General features: G+C 61.3%; 11 protein-coding genes. 1 reads left to right on the forward strand and 10 read right to left on the reverse strand.

Annotated features, from left to right (window positions below):
- Positions 1 to 128 precede the first annotated feature (128 nt).
- The 10 genes from ACW9HX_RS09630 to ACW9HX_RS09675 form a co-directional block, all read right to left on the reverse strand.
- Positions 129 to 1,547: an FAD-dependent oxidoreductase gene (locus tag ACW9HX_RS09630; protein WP_007909438.1), complete on the reverse strand. Its 1,419-nt coding sequence runs from the start codon at positions 1,545 to 1,547 to the stop codon at positions 129 to 131.
- A gap of 33 nt (positions 1,548 to 1,580) precedes the next feature.
- Positions 1,581 to 6,026 carry a glutamate synthase large subunit gene (gene gltB / locus ACW9HX_RS09635; RefSeq protein WP_457380406.1) on the reverse strand — a complete coding sequence of 1,482 codons (4,446 nt, stop codon included), beginning with the start codon at positions 6,024 to 6,026 and terminating at the stop codon, positions 1,581 to 1,583.
- A gap of 350 nt (positions 6,027 to 6,376) precedes the next feature.
- Positions 6,377 to 7,972, reverse strand: coding sequence for an AAA family ATPase (locus tag ACW9HX_RS09640; protein ID WP_457380407.1), 1,596 nt, complete (start codon positions 7,970 to 7,972; stop codon positions 6,377 to 6,379).
- Between the two features lie 10 nt (positions 7,973 to 7,982).
- Positions 7,983 to 9,083, reverse strand: a complete 1,101-nt coding sequence (gene aroB / locus ACW9HX_RS09645) for a 3-dehydroquinate synthase (RefSeq protein WP_457380408.1) — start codon at positions 9,081 to 9,083, stop codon at positions 7,983 to 7,985.
- Between the two features lie 142 nt (positions 9,084 to 9,225).
- Positions 9,226 to 9,744, reverse strand: coding sequence for a shikimate kinase AroK (gene aroK / locus ACW9HX_RS09650; protein WP_011332081.1), 519 nt, complete (start codon positions 9,742 to 9,744; stop codon positions 9,226 to 9,228).
- Positions 9,745 to 9,748: 4 nt separating this feature from the next.
- Positions 9,749 to 11,827: a type IV pilus secretin PilQ gene (pilQ, locus tag ACW9HX_RS09655; RefSeq protein WP_457380409.1), complete on the reverse strand. Its 2,079-nt coding sequence runs from the start codon at positions 11,825 to 11,827 to the stop codon at positions 9,749 to 9,751.
- 13 nt (positions 11,828 to 11,840) lie between these two features.
- Complete coding sequence (locus ACW9HX_RS09660) at positions 11,841 to 12,365, reverse strand: pilus assembly protein PilP (protein ID WP_457380410.1); 525 nt, start codon at positions 12,363 to 12,365, stop codon at positions 11,841 to 11,843.
- Positions 12,362 to 12,985, reverse strand: a complete 624-nt coding sequence (gene pilO / locus ACW9HX_RS09665; protein ID WP_457380411.1) for a type 4a pilus biogenesis protein PilO — start codon at positions 12,983 to 12,985, stop codon at positions 12,362 to 12,364. Before pilO ends, ACW9HX_RS09660 begins: the two co-directional genes overlap by 4 nt.
- Entirely contained in the window at positions 12,982 to 13,548 is a 567-nt protein-coding gene (locus tag ACW9HX_RS09670; protein ID WP_457380412.1) for a PilN domain-containing protein, read from the reverse strand. Before ACW9HX_RS09670 ends, pilO begins: the two co-directional genes overlap by 4 nt.
- Positions 13,548 to 14,612: a pilus assembly protein PilM gene (locus ACW9HX_RS09675; RefSeq protein ID WP_457380413.1), complete on the reverse strand. Its 1,065-nt coding sequence runs from the start codon at positions 14,610 to 14,612 to the stop codon at positions 13,548 to 13,550. The genes ACW9HX_RS09670 and ACW9HX_RS09675 overlap by 1 nt, the downstream gene beginning before the upstream one ends.
- A gap of 219 nt (positions 14,613 to 14,831) precedes the next feature.
- Here ACW9HX_RS09675 and ACW9HX_RS09680 point away from each other — a divergent pair, with 219 nt between their 5' ends.
- Positions 14,832 to 17,276, forward strand: coding sequence for a penicillin-binding protein 1A (locus tag ACW9HX_RS09680; protein ID WP_457380417.1), 2,445 nt, complete (start codon positions 14,832 to 14,834; stop codon positions 17,274 to 17,276).
- Positions 17,277 to 17,570 lie beyond the last annotated feature (294 nt).

Genomic DNA, 17,570 nt, shown 5'->3' on the forward strand with positions numbered 1-17,570 from the left:
CACCACAAAACATTGTGGGAGCTGGCTTGCCGGCGATTGCATCATCTCGGTCAATCTGACAAACCGAGGTGTCTGCATCGCTGGCAAGCCAGCTCCCACAGGTATTGCGGTGCAGTTTCGAAACGGGTTTAGACGCCCAGGTAATCGAGGATCCCTTCCGCCGCATTGCGGCCTTCGAAGATCGCCGTCACCACCAGGTCGGAACCGCGCACCATGTCGCCACCGGCGAAGATTTTCGGGTTGCTGGTCTGGTGCTTGTACTGACCTTGCTCAGGCGCAACGACGCGGCCCTGGCTGTCGGTCTGGATCTCGAACTGTTCGAACCACGGCGCCGGGCTCGGACGGAAACCGAACGCGATGACCACGGCGTCGGCCGGGATGATCTCTTCGGAGCCCGGGATCGGCTCGGGGCTGCGACGGCCACGGGCGTCCGGTTCGCCGAGACGGGTCTCGACCACCTTCACGCCTTCGACCTTGTCTTCGCCGACGATTGCGATCGGCTGGCGGTTGTAGAGGAATTTCACGCCTTCTTCCTTGGCGTTCTTCACCTCTTTGCGCGAGCCGGGCATGTTCGCTTCATCACGACGATAAGCGCAGGTCACCGACTTGGCGCCCTGGCGGATCGAGGTGCGGTTGCAGTCCATCGCCGTATCACCGCCGCCGAGAACCACGACCTTCTTGCCTTTCATGTCGACGAAATCTTCCGGCGACTTTTCAAAGCCCAGGTTGCGATTGACGTTGGCAATGAGGAAATCCAGCGCGTCGTAAACGCCCGGCAGGTCCTCACCGGCAAAACCGCCCTTCATGTAGGTGTAGGTGCCCATGCCCATGAACACGGCATCGTATTCGGCGAGCAGTTGCTCCATGGTCACGTCCTTGCCGACCTCGGTGTTGAGGCGAAATTCGATGCCCATGCCGGTGAAGACTTCGCGGCGATTGCTCAGCACGGTCTTCTCGAGCTTGAACTCGGGGATGCCGAAGGTCAGCAGACCGCCGATTTCCGGGTTCTTGTCGAACACCACCGGAGTCACGCCGCCGCGCACCAGCACGTCGGCACAACCGAGGCCCGCCGGGCCTGCGCCGATGATTGCGACACGCTTGCCGGTCGGTTTGACCTTGGACATGTCCGGGCGCCAGCCCATGGCGAACGCGGTGTCGGTGATGTATTTCTCGACCGAACCGATGGTCACCGCGCCGAAGCCGTCGTTGAGGGTGCAGGCACCCTCGCACAGACGATCCTGGGGACAAACCCTGCCGCAGACTTCCGGCAGAGTGTTGGTCTGGTGCGACAGCTCGGCGGCCTGGAGGATGTTGCCCTCGGCCACCAATTTGAGCCAGTTGGGAATGAAGTTGTGCACCGGGCACTTCCATTCGCAATACGGGTTGCCGCAACCCAGGCAGCGGTGGGCCTGGTCGGCCGACTGCTGGGGTTTGAACGGTTCGTAGATTTCCACGAACTCTTTCTTGCGTTGACGCAACAGTTTCTTCTTCGGATCCTTGCGCCCGACATCGATGAACTGGAAGTCGTTATTCAGACGTTCAGCCATTGTTAAAACCTCATCAAACTCTTCAGGCGCATATCACTGCGGGTTGGCACGGGTGCTGGAAAGCAACGACTTCAGGTTGGCAGCCTTCGGCTTGACCAGCCAGAAACGACGCAAGTAGTCATCGAGGTTCTCGGCGAGCTCACGACCCCACTCGCTGTCGGTTTCCGCGACGTACTCGTTCAGCACGTTCTGCAGGTGGCTGCGATAGGCTTCCATCGCCTCGCCGCTGATCCGCTGGATCTCCACCAGTTCGTGGTTGACCCGGTCAACGAAAGTGTTGTCCTGGTCGAGCACGTAGGCGAAACCACCGGTCATGCCAGAGCCGAAGTTGTAACCGGTCTTGCCCAGGACGCAGACAAAACCACCGGTCATGTACTCGCAGCAGTGATCGCCAGTGCCTTCCACGACCGTGTGGGCACCGGAGTTGCGCACGGCGAAACGCTCGCCTGCGGTGCCGGCGGCGAACAGCTTGCCGCCGGTCGCGCCGTACAGGCAGGTGTTGCCGATGATGGCGCTGTTTTGAGTCTGATAGACGCTGCCCTTCGGCGGCACGATGACCAGTTTGCCGCCGGTCATGCCTTTGCCGACGTAATCGTTGGCGTCGCCTTCCAGGTACATGTTCAGACCGCCGGCGTTCCACACGCCGAAGCTCTGACCCGCCGTGCCCTTGAAGCGGAAGGTGATCGGCGCTTTGGCCATGCCCTGGTTGCCGTGCTTGCGGGCGATTTCGCCGGAGATCCGCGCGCCGATCGAACGGTCGCAGTTACAGATATCCAGTTCGAACTCGGCGCCGCTGAGGTCGTTGATCGCCGACGTCGCCATCTCGACCATTTTCTCGGCCAGCAGGCCCTGGTCGAATGGCGGGTTGCGCTCGACGCCGCAGAACTGAGGCTTGTCCGCCGGGATGTGATCGCTGCCCAGCAGCGGGGTCAGATCCAGGTGATGTTGCTTGGCGGTCTGGCCTTCGAGGACTTCCAGCAGATCGGTACGGCCGATCAGCTCTTCGAGGGAGCGCACGCCCAGCTTGGCCAGCCACTCACGGGTTTCTTCGGCGACGTAGGTGAAGAAGTTCACCACCATGTCGACGGTGCCGATGTAGTGATCCTTGCGCAGCTTCTCGTTCTGGGTCGCAACGCCGGTGGCGCAGTTGTTCAGGTGGCAGATGCGCAGGTATTTGCAGCCCAGGGCGATCATCGGCGCGGTACCGAAGCCGAAGCTTTCGGCGCCGAGGATCGCGGCCTTGATCACGTCGAGGCCGGTTTTCAGGCCACCGTCGGTCTGCACCCGGACTTTGCCGCGCAAGTCGTTGCCGCGCAGGGTCTGGTGGGTTTCGGCCAGGCCGAGTTCCCACGGAGCACCCGCGTATTTGATCGAGGTCAGCGGAGAAGCACCAGTGCCACCGTCGTAGCCGGAGATGGTGATCAAGTCCGCATAGGCCTTGGCCACACCGGCGGCGATGGTGCCGACGCCTGCTTCTGCCACGAGTTTCACCGAAACCAGCGCCTTCGGGTTGACCTGTTTCAGGTCGAAGATCAGCTGCGACAAGTCTTCGATCGAATAGATGTCGTGGTGCGGCGGTGGCGAAATCAGGGTCACGCCCGGCACTGCGTAACGCAGCTTGGCGATCAGCCCGTTCACTTTACCGCCCGGCAGTTGACCGCCTTCGCCCGGCTTGGCGCCCTGGGCGACCTTGATCTGCAGCACTTCGGCGTTGACCAGGTATTCCGGGGTCACGCCGAAACGGCCCGTCGCAACCTGCTTGATTTTCGAGCTCTTGATGGTGCCGTAGCGTGCCGGGTCTTCGCCGCCTTCGCCGGAGTTGGAACGCGCACCGAGGCGGTTCATGGCTTCGGCCAGGGCTTCGTGAGCTTCCGGCGACAGGGCGCCCAGCGAGATACCGGCGGAGTCGAAGCGCTTGAGCACCGATTCCAGCGGCTCGACTTCACTGATGTCCAGCGGCGTGTCGAGGGTCTTGACCTTGAACAGGTCGCGGATCATCGACACCGGACGGTTGTCCACCAGCGAGGTGTATTCCTTGAATTTGGCGTAGTCGCCCTGCTGCACGGCGGCTTGCAGGGTGTTGACCACGTCCGGGTTGTACGCGTGATATTCGCCACCGTGGACGAACTTCAGCAGACCGCCCTGCTGGATCGGCTTGCGCGGACTCCAGGCTTCGGTGGCCAGTGCTTTCTGCTCGGCTTCGATGTCGACGAAACGCGCACCCTTGATGCGGCTCGGCACGCCACGGAAGCTCAGGTCGCAGACTTCCTCGGACAGACCAATGGCTTCGAACAGCTGCGCACCGCGATAGGACGCGATGGTCGAGATGCCCATCTTCGACAGGATCTTCAACAGACCTTTGGTGATGCCTTTGCGGTAGTTCTTGAACACCTCGTAGAGGTCGCCCAGCACTTCACCGGTACGGATCAGGTCGCCCAGCACTTCGTAGGCCAGGAACGGATAGACCGCCGAGGCGCCGAAGCCGATCAGCACCGCGAAGTGGTGCGGATCGCGAGCGGTTGCGGTTTCAACGAGGATGTTGGAGTCGCAACGCAGGCCTTTTTCGGTCAGGCGATGGTGTACCGCGCCAGTGGCCAGCGAGGCATGGATCGGCAGTTTGCCCGGGGCGATATGGCGGTCGCTCAGAACGATCTGGGTACGACCGGCACGCACGGCTTCTTCAGCCTGATCGGCGACGTTGCGGATCGCTGCTTCCAGGCCGACGCTTTCGTCGTAGTTGAGGTCGATGATCTGCCGCTCGAAACCCGGGCGGTCGAGGTTCATCAGCGAACGCCACTTGGCCGGAGAAATGACCGGCGAGCTGAGGATCACGCGCGAGGCGTGTTCCGGCGATTCCTGGAAGATGTTGCGCTCGGCACCGAGGCAGATTTCCAGCGACATCACGATCGCTTCACGCAGCGGGTCGATCGGCGGGTTGGTCACCTGGGCGAACTGCTGACGGAAATAGTCGTACGGCGTGCGCACGCGCTGGGACAGCACGGCCATCGGCGTGTCGTCGCCCATCGAGCCGACGGCTTCGTAGCCTTGCTCGCCGAGCGGACGCAGTACCTGATCGCGCTCTTCGAACGTGACCTGATACATCTTCATGTATTGCTTGAGCTGATCGACGTCGTAGAAAGCCGAACCGTGATCGTTGTCTTCCATGGTCGCCTGGATGCGCAGGGCATTCTTGCGCAGCCATTGCTTGTACGGATGACGGGATTTCAGACGGTTGTCGATCGCGTCGGTGTCGAGGATCTGACCGGTTTCGGTGTCCACGGCGAGGATCTGGCCAGGACCTACGCGGCCCTTGGCGATCACGTCTTGCGGCTGGTAGTTCCAGACGCCGATTTCCGAAGCGACAGTGATGAAACCGTTGGTGGTGGTAACCCAGCGCGCCGGGCGCAGGCCGTTACGGTCGAGCAGGCACACCGCGTAACGACCGTCGGTCATCACAACGCCGGCCGGGCCGTCCCACGGCTCCATGTGCATCGAGTTGTACTCGTAGAACGCACGCAGATCCGGGTCCATGGTTTCGACGTTCTGCCACGCAGGCGGAATGATCATCCGCACGCCACGGAACAGGTCGATGCCGCCGGTGACCATCAGTTCGAGCATGTTGTCCATGCTCGAAGAGTCGGAACCGACACGGTTGACCAACGGGCCGAGTTCTTCCAGATCCATCAGATCGTTGGTGAACTTGGTGCGACGGGCCTGGGCCCAGTTGCGGTTGCCGGTGATGGTGTTGATCTCGCCGTTGTGGGCGAGGAAGCGGAATGGCTGAGCCAGCGGCCATTTCGGCAGGGTGTTGGTCGAGAAGCGCTGGTGGAACACGCAGATTGCGGTTTGCAGGCGCTGGTCACCCAGGTCCGGATAGAACGCGGCCAGGTCGGCCGGCATCATCAGGCCTTTATAGATGATGGTCTTGTGGGAAAAGCTGCAGATGTAGTGGTCGGTATCAGCGGCGTTGGCCACCGACGAACGACGACGTGCGCTGAACAGCTTGACCGCCATGTCCTGATCGCTCAGGCCTTCACCACCGATGTACACCTGCTCGATCTGCGGCAGGCGCTCGAGGGCGAGGCGGCCGAGAACACTGGTGTCGATTGGCACTTTGCGCCAGCCGATCAGTTGCAGGCCTTCGGCCAGGATCTCGCGGTTCATGTTCTCGCGAGCGGCTTCGGCCTTCGCCGGATCCTGGTTGAAGAAGACCATGCCCACGGCATATTGCTTGGGCAGCTCGACGCTGAAGGCTTCCTGGGCAATGGCCCGCAGGAACGCGTCGGGCTTTTGAATCAGCAGACCGCAACCGTCACCGGTCTTGCCGTCGGCATTAATCCCACCGCGGTGGGTCATGCAGGTCAGGGCCTCAATGGCCGTTTGCAATAGGGTATGACTGGGTTCGCCCTGCATATGGGCTATCAGGCCGAAACCGCAGTTATCCTTGAATTCATCTGGTTGGTACAGACCTGCTTTCATAGACACTTTCTCACCAGGCTGCCTCTTTTCGAGGCAAATTTCTTTTCAATTCAACCACTTGCATCTCGCGCCGAACGTACGCCGGCTTAGCGGGGGCAAAAGGGTGGTCATTGTACACAGCGACACAGAGGCTCACAAATTTGACGACGAAATGTCGCAAATTCATGTCGCATTTGTGAAAGGTTTAAAGCGATCTGCTGTGCTAGTCAAAACTTTTTTAATTTTGACCGCAACGACTCAAAGACTACTGTGACGCAGACACCACAAGGCACGCGGCCCGTAGGGGCGGCGCGCACTTGTAGAAATTTTGAGGTGCTTGGAGAGGCGGCCTGGGTAAGGCCGCCGAATCTTCAGCGAGTTGTTGCCAGTTCCTGTTGGACGCTGGCGACAGTGCGAGGCCAAGGTTTACCAGCCTGAACCTTCGCTGGCAAGGCCTTGATGGCAGAAACGGCCGCATCACGATTGGCAAAGCTGCCATAGGTGATCACGTAGAGCGGCTTGCCGTTGAGGACTTTCTTGAAATAACGGTACTCGCCGCCCTGCTCCTTGACGAAGTTTTGCGCGGCCGATTCGGAGCTGGTGCCGAGGATCTGCACCACATAGTTGCCCGGCGCTTGACCGGCGTACCAGCTGCCACCGGCAGCCTTGGCGACGGTAACTGGCTTCTCGGCGGCTTTCTCGACCGGTTTGGCCGCTGCAACAGGCTTGGCAGGCGCCGGGGCCGGTTTGGCCACCGGAGCAGGTGCTGGCTTGGCGGTAGCCACTTGGGTCGGAGCCGGTGTCGGTTTGGCCGCAGGAACAGGGACTGGAACCGGCGTCGGCGCAGGACCGGCCGGCACACCGACCGGCGGCGCGGAAGTTGTCACGGTTGGCGGCGTATTGCTGGAACCTTCCAGCGGCACACCGTCGTCACCCTCGGTAATCCCGCCAGCCGCTTCGGCCAATGGCTTGCGCATGACCGGTTGCGAATTGCCGACCAGCGGCAACGGCATCGGCTGAGTGTTACCGGCGAACTCTACGTTCGGTGCGCCACCTTGGCCCAATGGCAGCTGTGCCTGTTCATTGGCCGGTGCGCCAGTGGTCGGCGCCTTGTTGCGACCAGGCATCAGCCAGGCGGCAGCGACCGCCACCACGACGACGGCGGAAATCGCCAATACGTGTTTCTTCGGCATGTTGAACCCCATACTTGGACGCTTGACCGCAGAGCGGCTGGCAATCATGACTTCGATCAGAGCATCGCGAGCGACCTGGTTGATGTTGCCCGGCCAGCCCTCTGAGCTTTCGTGAATATCAGAGATCTGATCCGCGGTGAAAAGTTCGACGCCACGGCCGGCGCCTTCGAGCCGCTGATCAAGATATTCGCGGGTTTCTTCTTCGGTGTACGGCTGCAACTCGATGACGTGGAAGCGTTCTTCTTCAAGCTGCAGCGCCTCAAGCTGTGCAATCAGCGACGACTCACCGAACAGGAACACATGCGGACGGCCTTCCGGCGCACCGGCGCCCAAAGCCATCAGGGCTTCGAGTGCGGACTCGTCGAGCTGCTCGGCATCGTCCACCAGCAGATAGACTTCCTGACCGGTCAGCGCCAGTTGTACCACCTGATCGAGGATCGCTCCGACTTCAGCCCGCGCCACGTCCAGCGCCTGGGCAACCTGACGCAGCACACCGGCCGCATCGCCAGCGCCACGGGCGGAAACCACAACACTTTGAACCGACTGCTTGTTGGTGCTGGCAACCAGCGCCTGGCGAAGCAACGTCTTGCCGCTGCCCTGAGGGCCGGTGACCACCAGCAGCAACTGGCTGTAACGCGCCAGGTGGTGCAGTTGACCCAGCACCGGCTTGCGCTGGGCCGGGAAGAATTTGAAGCCCGGGACCCGTGGAGCGAAAGGGTCATGACTTAACTGGAAATGGCCGAGGAACGCCTCGTCGGCATGCAAACTAGTCATCGGAATCTTATTAACCTTTAAGCTGAGCCAGAGCGCGGTAATCCGCTCCCAGCGTGGCCTGTAGAACCTCTTTCGGATAATCGTCGGTCACTACCGCTTCGCCCATCCGGCGCAGCAGCACCAGGCGTAAACGACCGTCGATCACTTTTTTGTCAATTGCCATATGTTCGAGAAAATCGGCTTCGGTCATCTCTGTCGGCGGCACCACCGGCAGGCCGGCACGCTGGAACAGACGAATCCCGCGATCGCGCTCCTGCTCGCTGATCCAGCCGAGGCGCGCGGACATCTCCATCGCCATTACCGTGCCAGCAGCGACCGCTTCACCGTGCAACCAGACACCATAGCCCATGTGGGTTTCGATGGCGTGGCCGAAGGTGTGGCCGAGGTTGAGCGTGGCGCGTACACCGGTTTCCTTTTCATCGGCGCCAACCACCGCAGCCTTGGCGGCGCAGGAGCGCTCGATGGCATAGGTCAGGGCTTTCTGATCCAGTGCGCGCAGGGCATCGACATTGTCTTCGAGCCAGGTCAGGAAGGGCTCATCGCAGATCAGACCGTATTTGATGACTTCCGCCAGGCCTGCAGACAGCTCGCGCGCTGGCAGGGTTTTCAGGGACGCCGTATCGATCAGCACCACGTTCGGCTGATAAAAGGCGCCGACCATGTTCTTGCCCAGCGGGTGGTTGATCCCGGTCTTGCCGCCCACCGACGAATCGACCTGGGACAAGAGCGTGGTAGGAATCTGGATGAAATCGACGCCGCGCTGGTAGCAGGCGGCCGCGAAACCGGCCATGTCGCCGATCACACCGCCACCGAGGGCGATCACCGTGGTGCGGCGGTCGTGACGAGCGGTCAGCAGGCCGTCGAAGATCAGTTGCAGGGTTTCCCAGTTCTTGAAGGCTTCGCCGTCCGGCAGCACTACGGAAACCACCGAGAATTGCGACAGACTGCGGGTCAGACGCTCGAGATAGAGCGGCGCAACGGTCTCGTTGGAGATGATTGCCACTTGCCGCCCATGGATGTGCGGAGCCAGCAATTCAGGCTGATCCAACAGTCCTTCGCCAATATGAATCGGGTAGCTGCGCTCGCCTAGATCGACCTTGAGTGTCTGCATGTGTCCCCACAGTGAAGATGGAAGCAGGCGTCCTGCCTTGAATTATCGGATGTCCCCGGTCTTGAGTGATGTGACGCCGCCTGCATGCGATCCGCCACAACCCTCGACAGGACGCCGAGGATAGCGCATTTCGAGCGGCGCTTTAACGGGGCGGAAGCTGTGCCAGGCGGTCAAGAATATCGAGCACGACCATGCGTGGTGGCCGCTCGTCGGTTTCCACCACCAGATCGGCGATTTCCCGATAAAGCGGATCACGGATCGCCAGCAGGTCGCGCAAGGTTTTCTCCGGATTGGCCGTGCGCAGCAGCGGCCGGTTGCGGTCGCGGGAGGTGCGGCCGACCTGCTGCTCGACGGAGGCGTGCAGATACACCACCCGTCCGCCCTCGTGCAGGGCCTTGCGATTGGCATCGCGCATCACCGCGCCGCCGCCCGTCGCCAGCACTACGCCGTCGAACGCGCACAACTCGGCGATCATCGCCTGCTCACGATCACGAAAACCGGGCTCGCCTTCCTTGTCGAAGATCCACGGGATATTGGCGCCCGTACGCAGTTCAATTTCCTTGTCGGAATCCTTGAACGGCAGGCGCAGCTCTTTGGCCAGTAATCGGCCGATGGTGCTTTTCCCAGCCCCCATCGGTCCTACAAGAATCAAATTTCGCACAGAATCAACGACTCACAGCAATCGCCTGGTTATTCATGATACGCGGAGTGAGGAATACCAACAGCTCGGATTTTTTCTCCGAAACCACATCACGCCGGAAAAGGCGGCCAAGATACGGCACATCGCCAAGAAATGGCACCTTATCTACGACCTTGCTTTGAGTATTTGAGAAAACCCCACCAATCACGATGGTCTCGCCGTCATTCACCAGCACCTTGGCATTGACCTCGTTTTTCTTGATCGGCGGTACATCCTGCACTTTGTTCAGGTAGTCCGGTTCGTCCTTGGTGACCTTCACTTCCATGATGATGCGGTTGTCCGGAGTGATCTGCGGGGTGACCTCCAGCGACAGCGAGGCCTCCTTGAAAGACACCGACGTAGCACCGCTGGAGCTGGCTTCCTGATACGGAATTTCGGTGCCCTTGAGGATCTTCGCGGTTTCCTTGTCGGAGGTGACGACCTTGGGCTGAGAGACGATTTCACCGTTGCCGGTCTTCTCCATGGCGGTCAGCTCAAGATCCAGCAGCACGTTGTCGGTGATGAACGCGATGCCGATCCCGGAGGTATTGTTGACCGTGCCCATGTCGACGAACGGCGAGTTGGTGCTGGTGCTGCCCGGCGTACCGATGGTGGTCGACGACCCGTTGCTGACCCCGGAAGTATTCCAGTTGCCCTTGTTCTGGATCGATCCGCCCCAGCGCACGCCCAGGCTCTTGTCGTAATCGACGTTGGCCTCGACGATCCGCGCCTCGATCATCACCTGTCGCACCGGGATATCCAGTTGCGCCACGATGCGCCGCAGCTCGTCGAGGCGATCCTGGGTCTGGTAGGCAATGATGTTGTTGGTGCGCTCATCGACGGTGATCGAGCCGCGTTCGTCGACCTTGGCCTCGGCACTGGTGACCGACTGGAACAGCTTGGCGATGTCAGCGGCCTTGGCGTAGTTCACCTGCAGTAACTCGCGGCGCAGCGGTGCCAGCTCGGCGATCTGCTTCTGCGACTCCAGTTCCTGCCGTTCGCGGGCAGCGATTTCATCCGCTGGTGCCACCAGCAACACATTGCCGACCTTGCGCTTGTCCAGTCCCTTGGTCTTGAGCACCAGATCCAGCGCCTGATCCCACGGCACGTTTTGCAGGCGCAAGGTGATTCCGCCCTGCACCGTGTCGCTGGCCACCAGGTTGAGGTTGGTGAAGTCGGCGATCAGTTGCAGCACCGAGCGCACATCGATGTCCTGGAAATTCAGCGAAAGCTTTTCGCCGCTGTAACTGTTGCGATCGGCGTTGCGCTTTTGCAGGTCATCGACGGTCAACGGCCGGATGCTCACGGTCAGCTTGTTGTCGGTCTGGTAAGTGGAATAGTCGAAGGTGCCGCTGGGCTCGACGGTGATGGTCGCCCGATCACCGCTGACTCCGGCATTGACGAACTGCACCGGCGTGGCGAAATCCTTGACGTCGAGACGCACCCGCAACGGTTCTGGAAGTTGGGTACGGGCAAAGTTGAGGATGATCTTGCCATCATGCTCCTGAATATCCGGAGCGATGGTCGGGTCGGACAGGTCGATGACGACATTGCCTTCACCCGCCGTACCGCGCTGAAAGTCCACGCCACGGATGGCCTTGGCCGTCGGCGCGAACGTCCGGGCCGGGGCGGCCACGGGTGTGGCGCGCGGAGCCTTCGTAGCAGCTCGCGGCGCTGTGACTTTGGTGCCCTGCCCGACCACCACGAACAGCTTATTTCCCTCGACCCGGGCGTCATATGGCGCCAGTTGCGTCAGGTTGATGATCAATCGGGTACGGTCGTTGGCCTCGACCACTGTCGCAGTGCGCGCATTACCGCTACCGAGGTCGCGGGTCTTGCTTGTGAGCTGGCTGGCCACTCCCGGCAGATCGAGGGCGATCCGCGCCGGCGAATCGGTGGTGTAACCCTTGGGCTGTGGGGGCGGACCGTCGAACGACAGCTTCAACTCGACGCGATCGCCCGGCAGCGCCGCAACGTCCAGCGTCTTCAGATTGGCCGCTTGAACCATCGGCGACAGCAGCGCTATCCATAGCGAAAAACCGAGGGTGGAGAAAATCCTGTTCATTGTTCGACTTCCACTATGAGTGCTCTTTCAAAGGAATGGTGCGCGGCCGCTCCAGCCAGGCGCCTTCGCCGTCTGGAACGATTTCGACCACATCGACCTGAGAGGCGCTGATGGCGACGATGCGCCCGTCGTTACGCCCCAGGTAATCGCCGACTTTCAGCCGATGCACTCCGCCCGCCCCGCGCAGCAGCGCAAAGGAGCCGGAGGCATTGGCAATCGTGCCGACCATCTCGAATTGCTCGATGTTGAAACCTTCGAGGTATTGCTTGACCCGTGTCGGATCCGGCTTGACGTTGCGCGAACCGTGCTGCTGTCCGGCCAGATCGACCCGCACCTGGCGAGAGAACGGGCTGCGCAGGTTGGCGGCGCTGTAGGTGAACGTGGGGTAGGAACGAAAGGTCGGTGTCGGCTCGATCTTGCCCGGCGGACGCAGACGCACTTCATTCATGTAGGCATCGAGATCGCTGAAGTCGCTGCCCCCGCAACCGCTCAACCCCAGCATCAATATCGACATTAGAAGGAAACGGATCGGGCTCATTTTTGCAGCCCCTTGTCGTTGTAGCGGTACGTCTTGGCGAGGATGCTCATGCGCAACTTCGTCCCGCCTTCGGGATTGGCGGGCGCCAGCTCGAAGTCGTGCAGGGTCACGATTCGTGGCAATCCGGCAACGCCACTGACGAAGGTCGCGAGGTCGTGATAGGCACCGGTGACCGTGATCTGGATCGGCAACTCGATGTAGAACTGCTGCGTCACCTCCGGCAACAGTTTGATCTCCTCGAACTCAAGACCGCTGCCCAGCCCGGTGCGGGTGATATCTTCCAGCAATCCCGGCACCTCAGTGTCGCTGGGCAATTGCCGCAGCAGCACACCGAACGAGTTCTCCATCTCCTTCATCTGCTGGGTGTACAGCTCGAGATTGGCCGCCATGTGCGCCTTGCTGGCGAACTGTTCCTTGAGCGCGGCCTCATCGGTACGCTTGAGCTCGAGTTCGTTTTCCATGTCGCTGACGAAAAAGTTATAGCCCAGTGCCAGGACCAGAATCATCAGCAGCGCTCCGGCCAGGCCCTTCACCGCCGGAGGCCAGGAACCGATGTTGCTGGTGTCCAGATCGTTGAAGTCGATATTGCGCAGACTGGCGAGCCACTCGGACGGTTTCATTGATCGTCCTCCAGGTTCTTGGGCCGGGTCTGACGGACGGTCAGTTGAAAGACGTTGGCCTGATCCAGCTGCCCGGCCGTGGTCGCCTTCACCTCGTTCAGGCTGGGCGCATCGAACCAGTCGGATGCATCGAGATTGCGCATCAGGTCGGACACCCGGTTGTTCGACTCCGCCGCGCCGCTGATCGACAAGGTCTTGCCGACCATTTTCACGCTGGTGAAGTACACCCCGTCAGGCAGGGTGCGCGCCAGTTGATCGAAAATCCGCCCGCTGACCTGACGGTTGCCCTGCAGGTCCTGGATGATGCGCATCCGCTCCACCAGTTGCTGGCGGCGCGCCTTGAGCTCGCTGATCTGTTTGATCCGCTCATCCACTACGGCGATCTGTTTGCCGATGTAATCGTTGCGCGCCTGTTGCCGCTCGATGGCCGTGCCGAATATCTGTGCGGAAATGAATACCGCGCCGACCGAACCGACCACCACGCCGGTCAGGGCCAAGAGGAAGCGCTTGCGCCGTTCTTCGCGGCGCTCCTCGCGCCAGGGTAAAAGGTTGATCCGCGCCATCAGTCGAAACTCCTGAGCGCGAGCCCGCAGGCAATCATCAGGGCCGGCGCATCATTGGCCAGGGCCCCGGCGTTGACCTTGCTGCTCAAGGCCATGTCGGAAAACGGATTGGCGACCTGGGTCGGCGTGCCCAGGCGCTCTTCGATCAACCGGTCCAGCCCCGGCACCGACGCCGTGCCGCCGGCCAGCAGAATGTGGTCGACCGCGTTGTACTGACCGGAAGCGAAGAAGAACTGCAGGGAGCGCGAGACCTGTTGCACCAGTGCCTCGCGAAACGGTTGCAGGACTTCGCTGACGTAATCGTCCGGCAGACCGCCCTGCTTCTTGGCCAGCCCGGCCTGCTCTAGGGTCAGGCCATAGCGGCGCTGGATTTCCTCGGTCAGTTGGCGACCGCCAAACAGTTGCTCGCGGGTATAGATGATCCGGCCGTTGTGCAGGACGCTGAGGGTGGTCATGGTGGCGCCGATATCGACCACCGCCACGGTCAGGCGCTCCTGGGAAGCCGCCAGTTGCGTGGCCAGCAGACCGAACGAGCGCTCAAGCGCATAGGCCTCGACATCCACCACCCGCGCGGTCAGACCGGCGAGGGCCAGCGCCGCCTCTCGGACTTCGACGTTTTCCTTGCGGCAGGCGGCCAACAGCACGTTGACCCGCTCGGGATTGCGCGGTGAGACGCCCTGGACTTCGAAATCGATGGCGACTTCGTCCAGCGGATAGGGAATGTATTGGTCGGCCTCGATCTTGAGCTGGTTTTCCAGTTCGTCGTCGGACAGCCCGGCGTCCATTTCGATGACCTTGGTGATCACCGCCGAACCGGCCACCGCCACCGCCACGCTCTTGAGCCCGGTGCGTGCCTTGACCAGCACCCGGGACAGGGCGTGCCCGACACCTTCGAGCTCGGCGATGTTCTTTTCGACCACGGCATTGGCCGGCAACGGCTCCACCGCGTAAGCCTCGACCCGGTAGCGCTCACCCTGACGGCTCAGCTCCAGCAGCTTCACCGATGTGGAGCTGATGTCGATCCCCAGTAACGTATTGGTCTTTTTATTGAAGAGTCCTAGCACTACCAATTCCCTATGACTTTCCGTGAGTTACGGACTCTGTAATGAGCATTGCGTTCCCTCGCCCCGTCTTGACAGAAGCGCAAATGACGCCCCCAGCGGAAAAGTGCTTATAATGCCCAGCGTTTTTTTCCGCTTTTTACTGCCGGCGCAGGCCGTTCTGTGTGTTTCCGGAACCCTGTCGCCCAATTCATTCTTTGCTCTGGATGTCCAAAAGCCTTGATTCGTCTGCTGAAATTCTTCGGTTGGTCCATCGTCGCCGTTTTTTGCGGACTGCTTTTAGGTCTCAGCGGCGCGTTTCTTTACCTTAGTCCGGGTTTGCCATCTGTGGAGGCGCTGAGAAGCATTCAGTTGCAGATTCCGCTCCGGGTTTACAGCAGCGACAACAAGTTGATCGCAGAATTTGGCGAAATGCGTCGTACACCGATCCGTTTCGCCGACATTCCCCCCAATTTCATCAATGCGTTACTAAGTGCTGAAGACGACAACTTCGCCAACCACTACGGCGTCGATCCGAGCAGCCTGATGCGTGCCGCGACCCAACTGGTCAAGAGCGGGCATATCCAGTCCGGCGGCAGCACCATCACCATGCAGGTGGCGAAGAACTTCTTCCTGACCAGCGAACGCAGCTTCTCGCGCAAGACCACGGAAATTCTCCTGGCCCTGCAGATCGAGCGACAGCTGACCAAGGACGAGATCCTCGAGCTGTACGTGAACAAGATCTATCTGGGCAACCGCGCCTACGGCATCGAGGCGGCGGCGCAGGTGTATTACGGCAAGTCGATCCGCGAAGTCAGCCTGGCGCAGATGGCGATGATCGCCGGCCTGCCGAAAGCCCCGTCGCGCTTCAACCCGCTGGCCAACCCGGCGCGCAGCAAGGAGCGTCGCGACTGGATCCTCGGCCGCATGTACAAGCTCGGCAAGATCACCGAGGCCGACTACACCGCCGCCATCAACGAACCGCTGAACGCCAGCTACCACGTGCCGACCCCGGAAGTGAACGCGCCATATATCGCCGAGATGGCCCGCGCCGAAATGGTCGGCCGCTACGGCAGCGACGCCTACACCGAAGGTTTCCGCGTCACCACCACGGTGCCGAGCAACCTGCAGGAAATGGCCAACACCGCGCTGCACGAAGGCCTGATGACCTACGACCAGCGTCACGGCTACCGTGGTCCGGAATCGCGCCTGCCGGGCAAGACCCGTGAGGCCTGGGCCACCGAGCTGACCAAGCAGCGCACCATCAGCAGCCTCGAACCGGCCATCGTCACCCAGGTCGACAAGAACGGCCTGCAAGTGCTGACCCGCACCGGTGAAGAACACGTAGCCTGGGACACCATGAAATGGGCCCGTCCGTTCCTCAACACCAACAGCATGGGCGCCGCGCCGCGTCAGCCATCGGATGTCGCGCAGGTCGGCGATCTGGTGCGCGTACAGCGCCAGCCGAACAATTCGCTGAAGTTCAGCCAGATTCCGCAGGCCCAGGGCGCGCTGGTGTCGCTGGATCCGCAGAACGGCGCGATCCGTTCGCTGGTCGGCGGTTTCGCCTTCGAGCAGAGCAACTACAACCGCGCGATGCAGGCCAAGCGTCAGCCGGGCTCGAGCTTCAAGCCGTTCGTCTACAGCGCCGCGCTCGATAACGGCTACACCGCCGCCAGCCTGGTCAACGACGCGCCGATCGTGTTCGTCGACGAGTACCTGGACAAGGTCTGGCGCCCGAAGAACGACACCAACACCTTCCTCGGCCCGATCCGTCTGCGTGAGGCACTGTACAAGTCGCGCAACCTGGTTTCGATCCGCTTGCTGCAGGCGATGGGCGTAGGCAAGACCATCGACTACATCACCCGCTTCGGCTTCAACAAGCAGGACCTGCCGCCAAACCTGTCCCTGGCGCTGGGCACCGCGACCCTGACGCCAATGGAAATCGCCACCGGCTGGAGCACCTTCGCCAACGGCGGCTACAAGATCACCCCGTACATCATCGACAAGATCGAAAGCCGCAATGGCGACACGCTGTTCGTCGCCAACCCGCCGACCGTGCCACAGGGCGGCGCAGCCACCGACGGCATCGCGGCACCTGCGACCCAATCGATCACCGTCAACGCAGCGCCGATTCCAGGTGAAGCGCCGGGCAGCGCCGCAATTCCACAGGCTCCGGCAGTTGCCGAGCGCATCGTCGATGGCCGCACCACCTACATCCTCAACAGCATGCTGCAGGACGTGATCAAGCTCGGCACCGGTCGCCGCGCACTGGCCATGGGCCGCAGCGACATCGCCGGTAAAACCGGTACCACCAACGAATCCAAGGATGCATGGTTCTCCGGTTACAACGCCGATTACGTGACCACGGTGTGGACCGGTTTCGACCAGCCGGAAAGTCTCGGTCGCCGGGAATTCGGCGGCACCGTGGCGCTGCCGATCTGGATGAACTACATGAGCGCCGCACTCAAGGACAAGCCGCCGCATGTCCAGCCGGAACCGGAAGGCATCCTGAGCCTGCGGGTGGATCCGGTCAGCGGCCGCGCAGCCACACCGAGCACGCCAGGCGCCTACTTCGAGCTGTTCAAGGCCGAAGACACGCCGCCGTCGGTCAACGAGATCGGCAACGGCACCGCACCGGGCAGTCCGTTGCCAGCGGATGAACAGGCACCGATCGATTTGTTCTGATCCTCACCTGCCCAAAAGCCCCGCCTTCGTGAGAAGTGCGGGGCTTTCTTGTGGCCGCCAATATTGCATTGCACTCAAAAACAGCCCTCACCCTAGCCCTCTCCCGGAGGGAGAGGGGGCCGACCGCGGGATATTGGGGAGATACGCCGACCTGACATTGCTTTACCGAATCCATAATCGACTCGACTATTCAGGTCGACGTACAGCGCAAGACACTTCGGTCAGTCCCCTCTCCCCTTGGGTGTATGTACCGGGGACATGGTGGACAGGTGTTCGGGGACATGGTGGACACTT

This window comes from Pseudomonas sp. SDO52101_S400 (assembly GCF_054071635.1).

Bases quoted from the DNA above. Each gene is read 5' to 3' on its own strand.
- ACW9HX_RS09630 (WP_007909438.1), bottom strand. From the start codon at position 1,547: ATGGCTGAACGTCTGAATAACGACTTCCAGTTCATCGATGTCGGGCGC.
- gltB (WP_457380406.1), bottom strand. From the start codon at position 6,026: ATGAAAGCAGGTCTGTACCAACCAGATGAATTCAAGGATAACTGCGGT.
- ACW9HX_RS09640 (WP_457380407.1), bottom strand. From the start codon at position 7,972: ATGACTAGTTTGCATGCCGACGAGGCGTTCCTCGGCCATTTCCAGTTA.
- aroB (WP_457380408.1), bottom strand. From the start codon at position 9,083: ATGCAGACACTCAAGGTCGATCTAGGCGAGCGCAGCTACCCGATTCAT.
- pilQ (WP_457380409.1), bottom strand. From the start codon at position 11,827: ATGAACAGGATTTTCTCCACCCTCGGTTTTTCGCTATGGATAGCGCTG.
- ACW9HX_RS09660 (WP_457380410.1), bottom strand. From the start codon at position 12,365: ATGAGCCCGATCCGTTTCCTTCTAATGTCGATATTGATGCTGGGGTTG.
- pilO (WP_457380411.1), bottom strand. From the start codon at position 12,985: ATGAAACCGTCCGAGTGGCTCGCCAGTCTGCGCAATATCGACTTCAAC.
- ACW9HX_RS09670 (WP_457380412.1), bottom strand. From the start codon at position 13,548: ATGGCGCGGATCAACCTTTTACCCTGGCGCGAGGAGCGCCGCGAAGAA.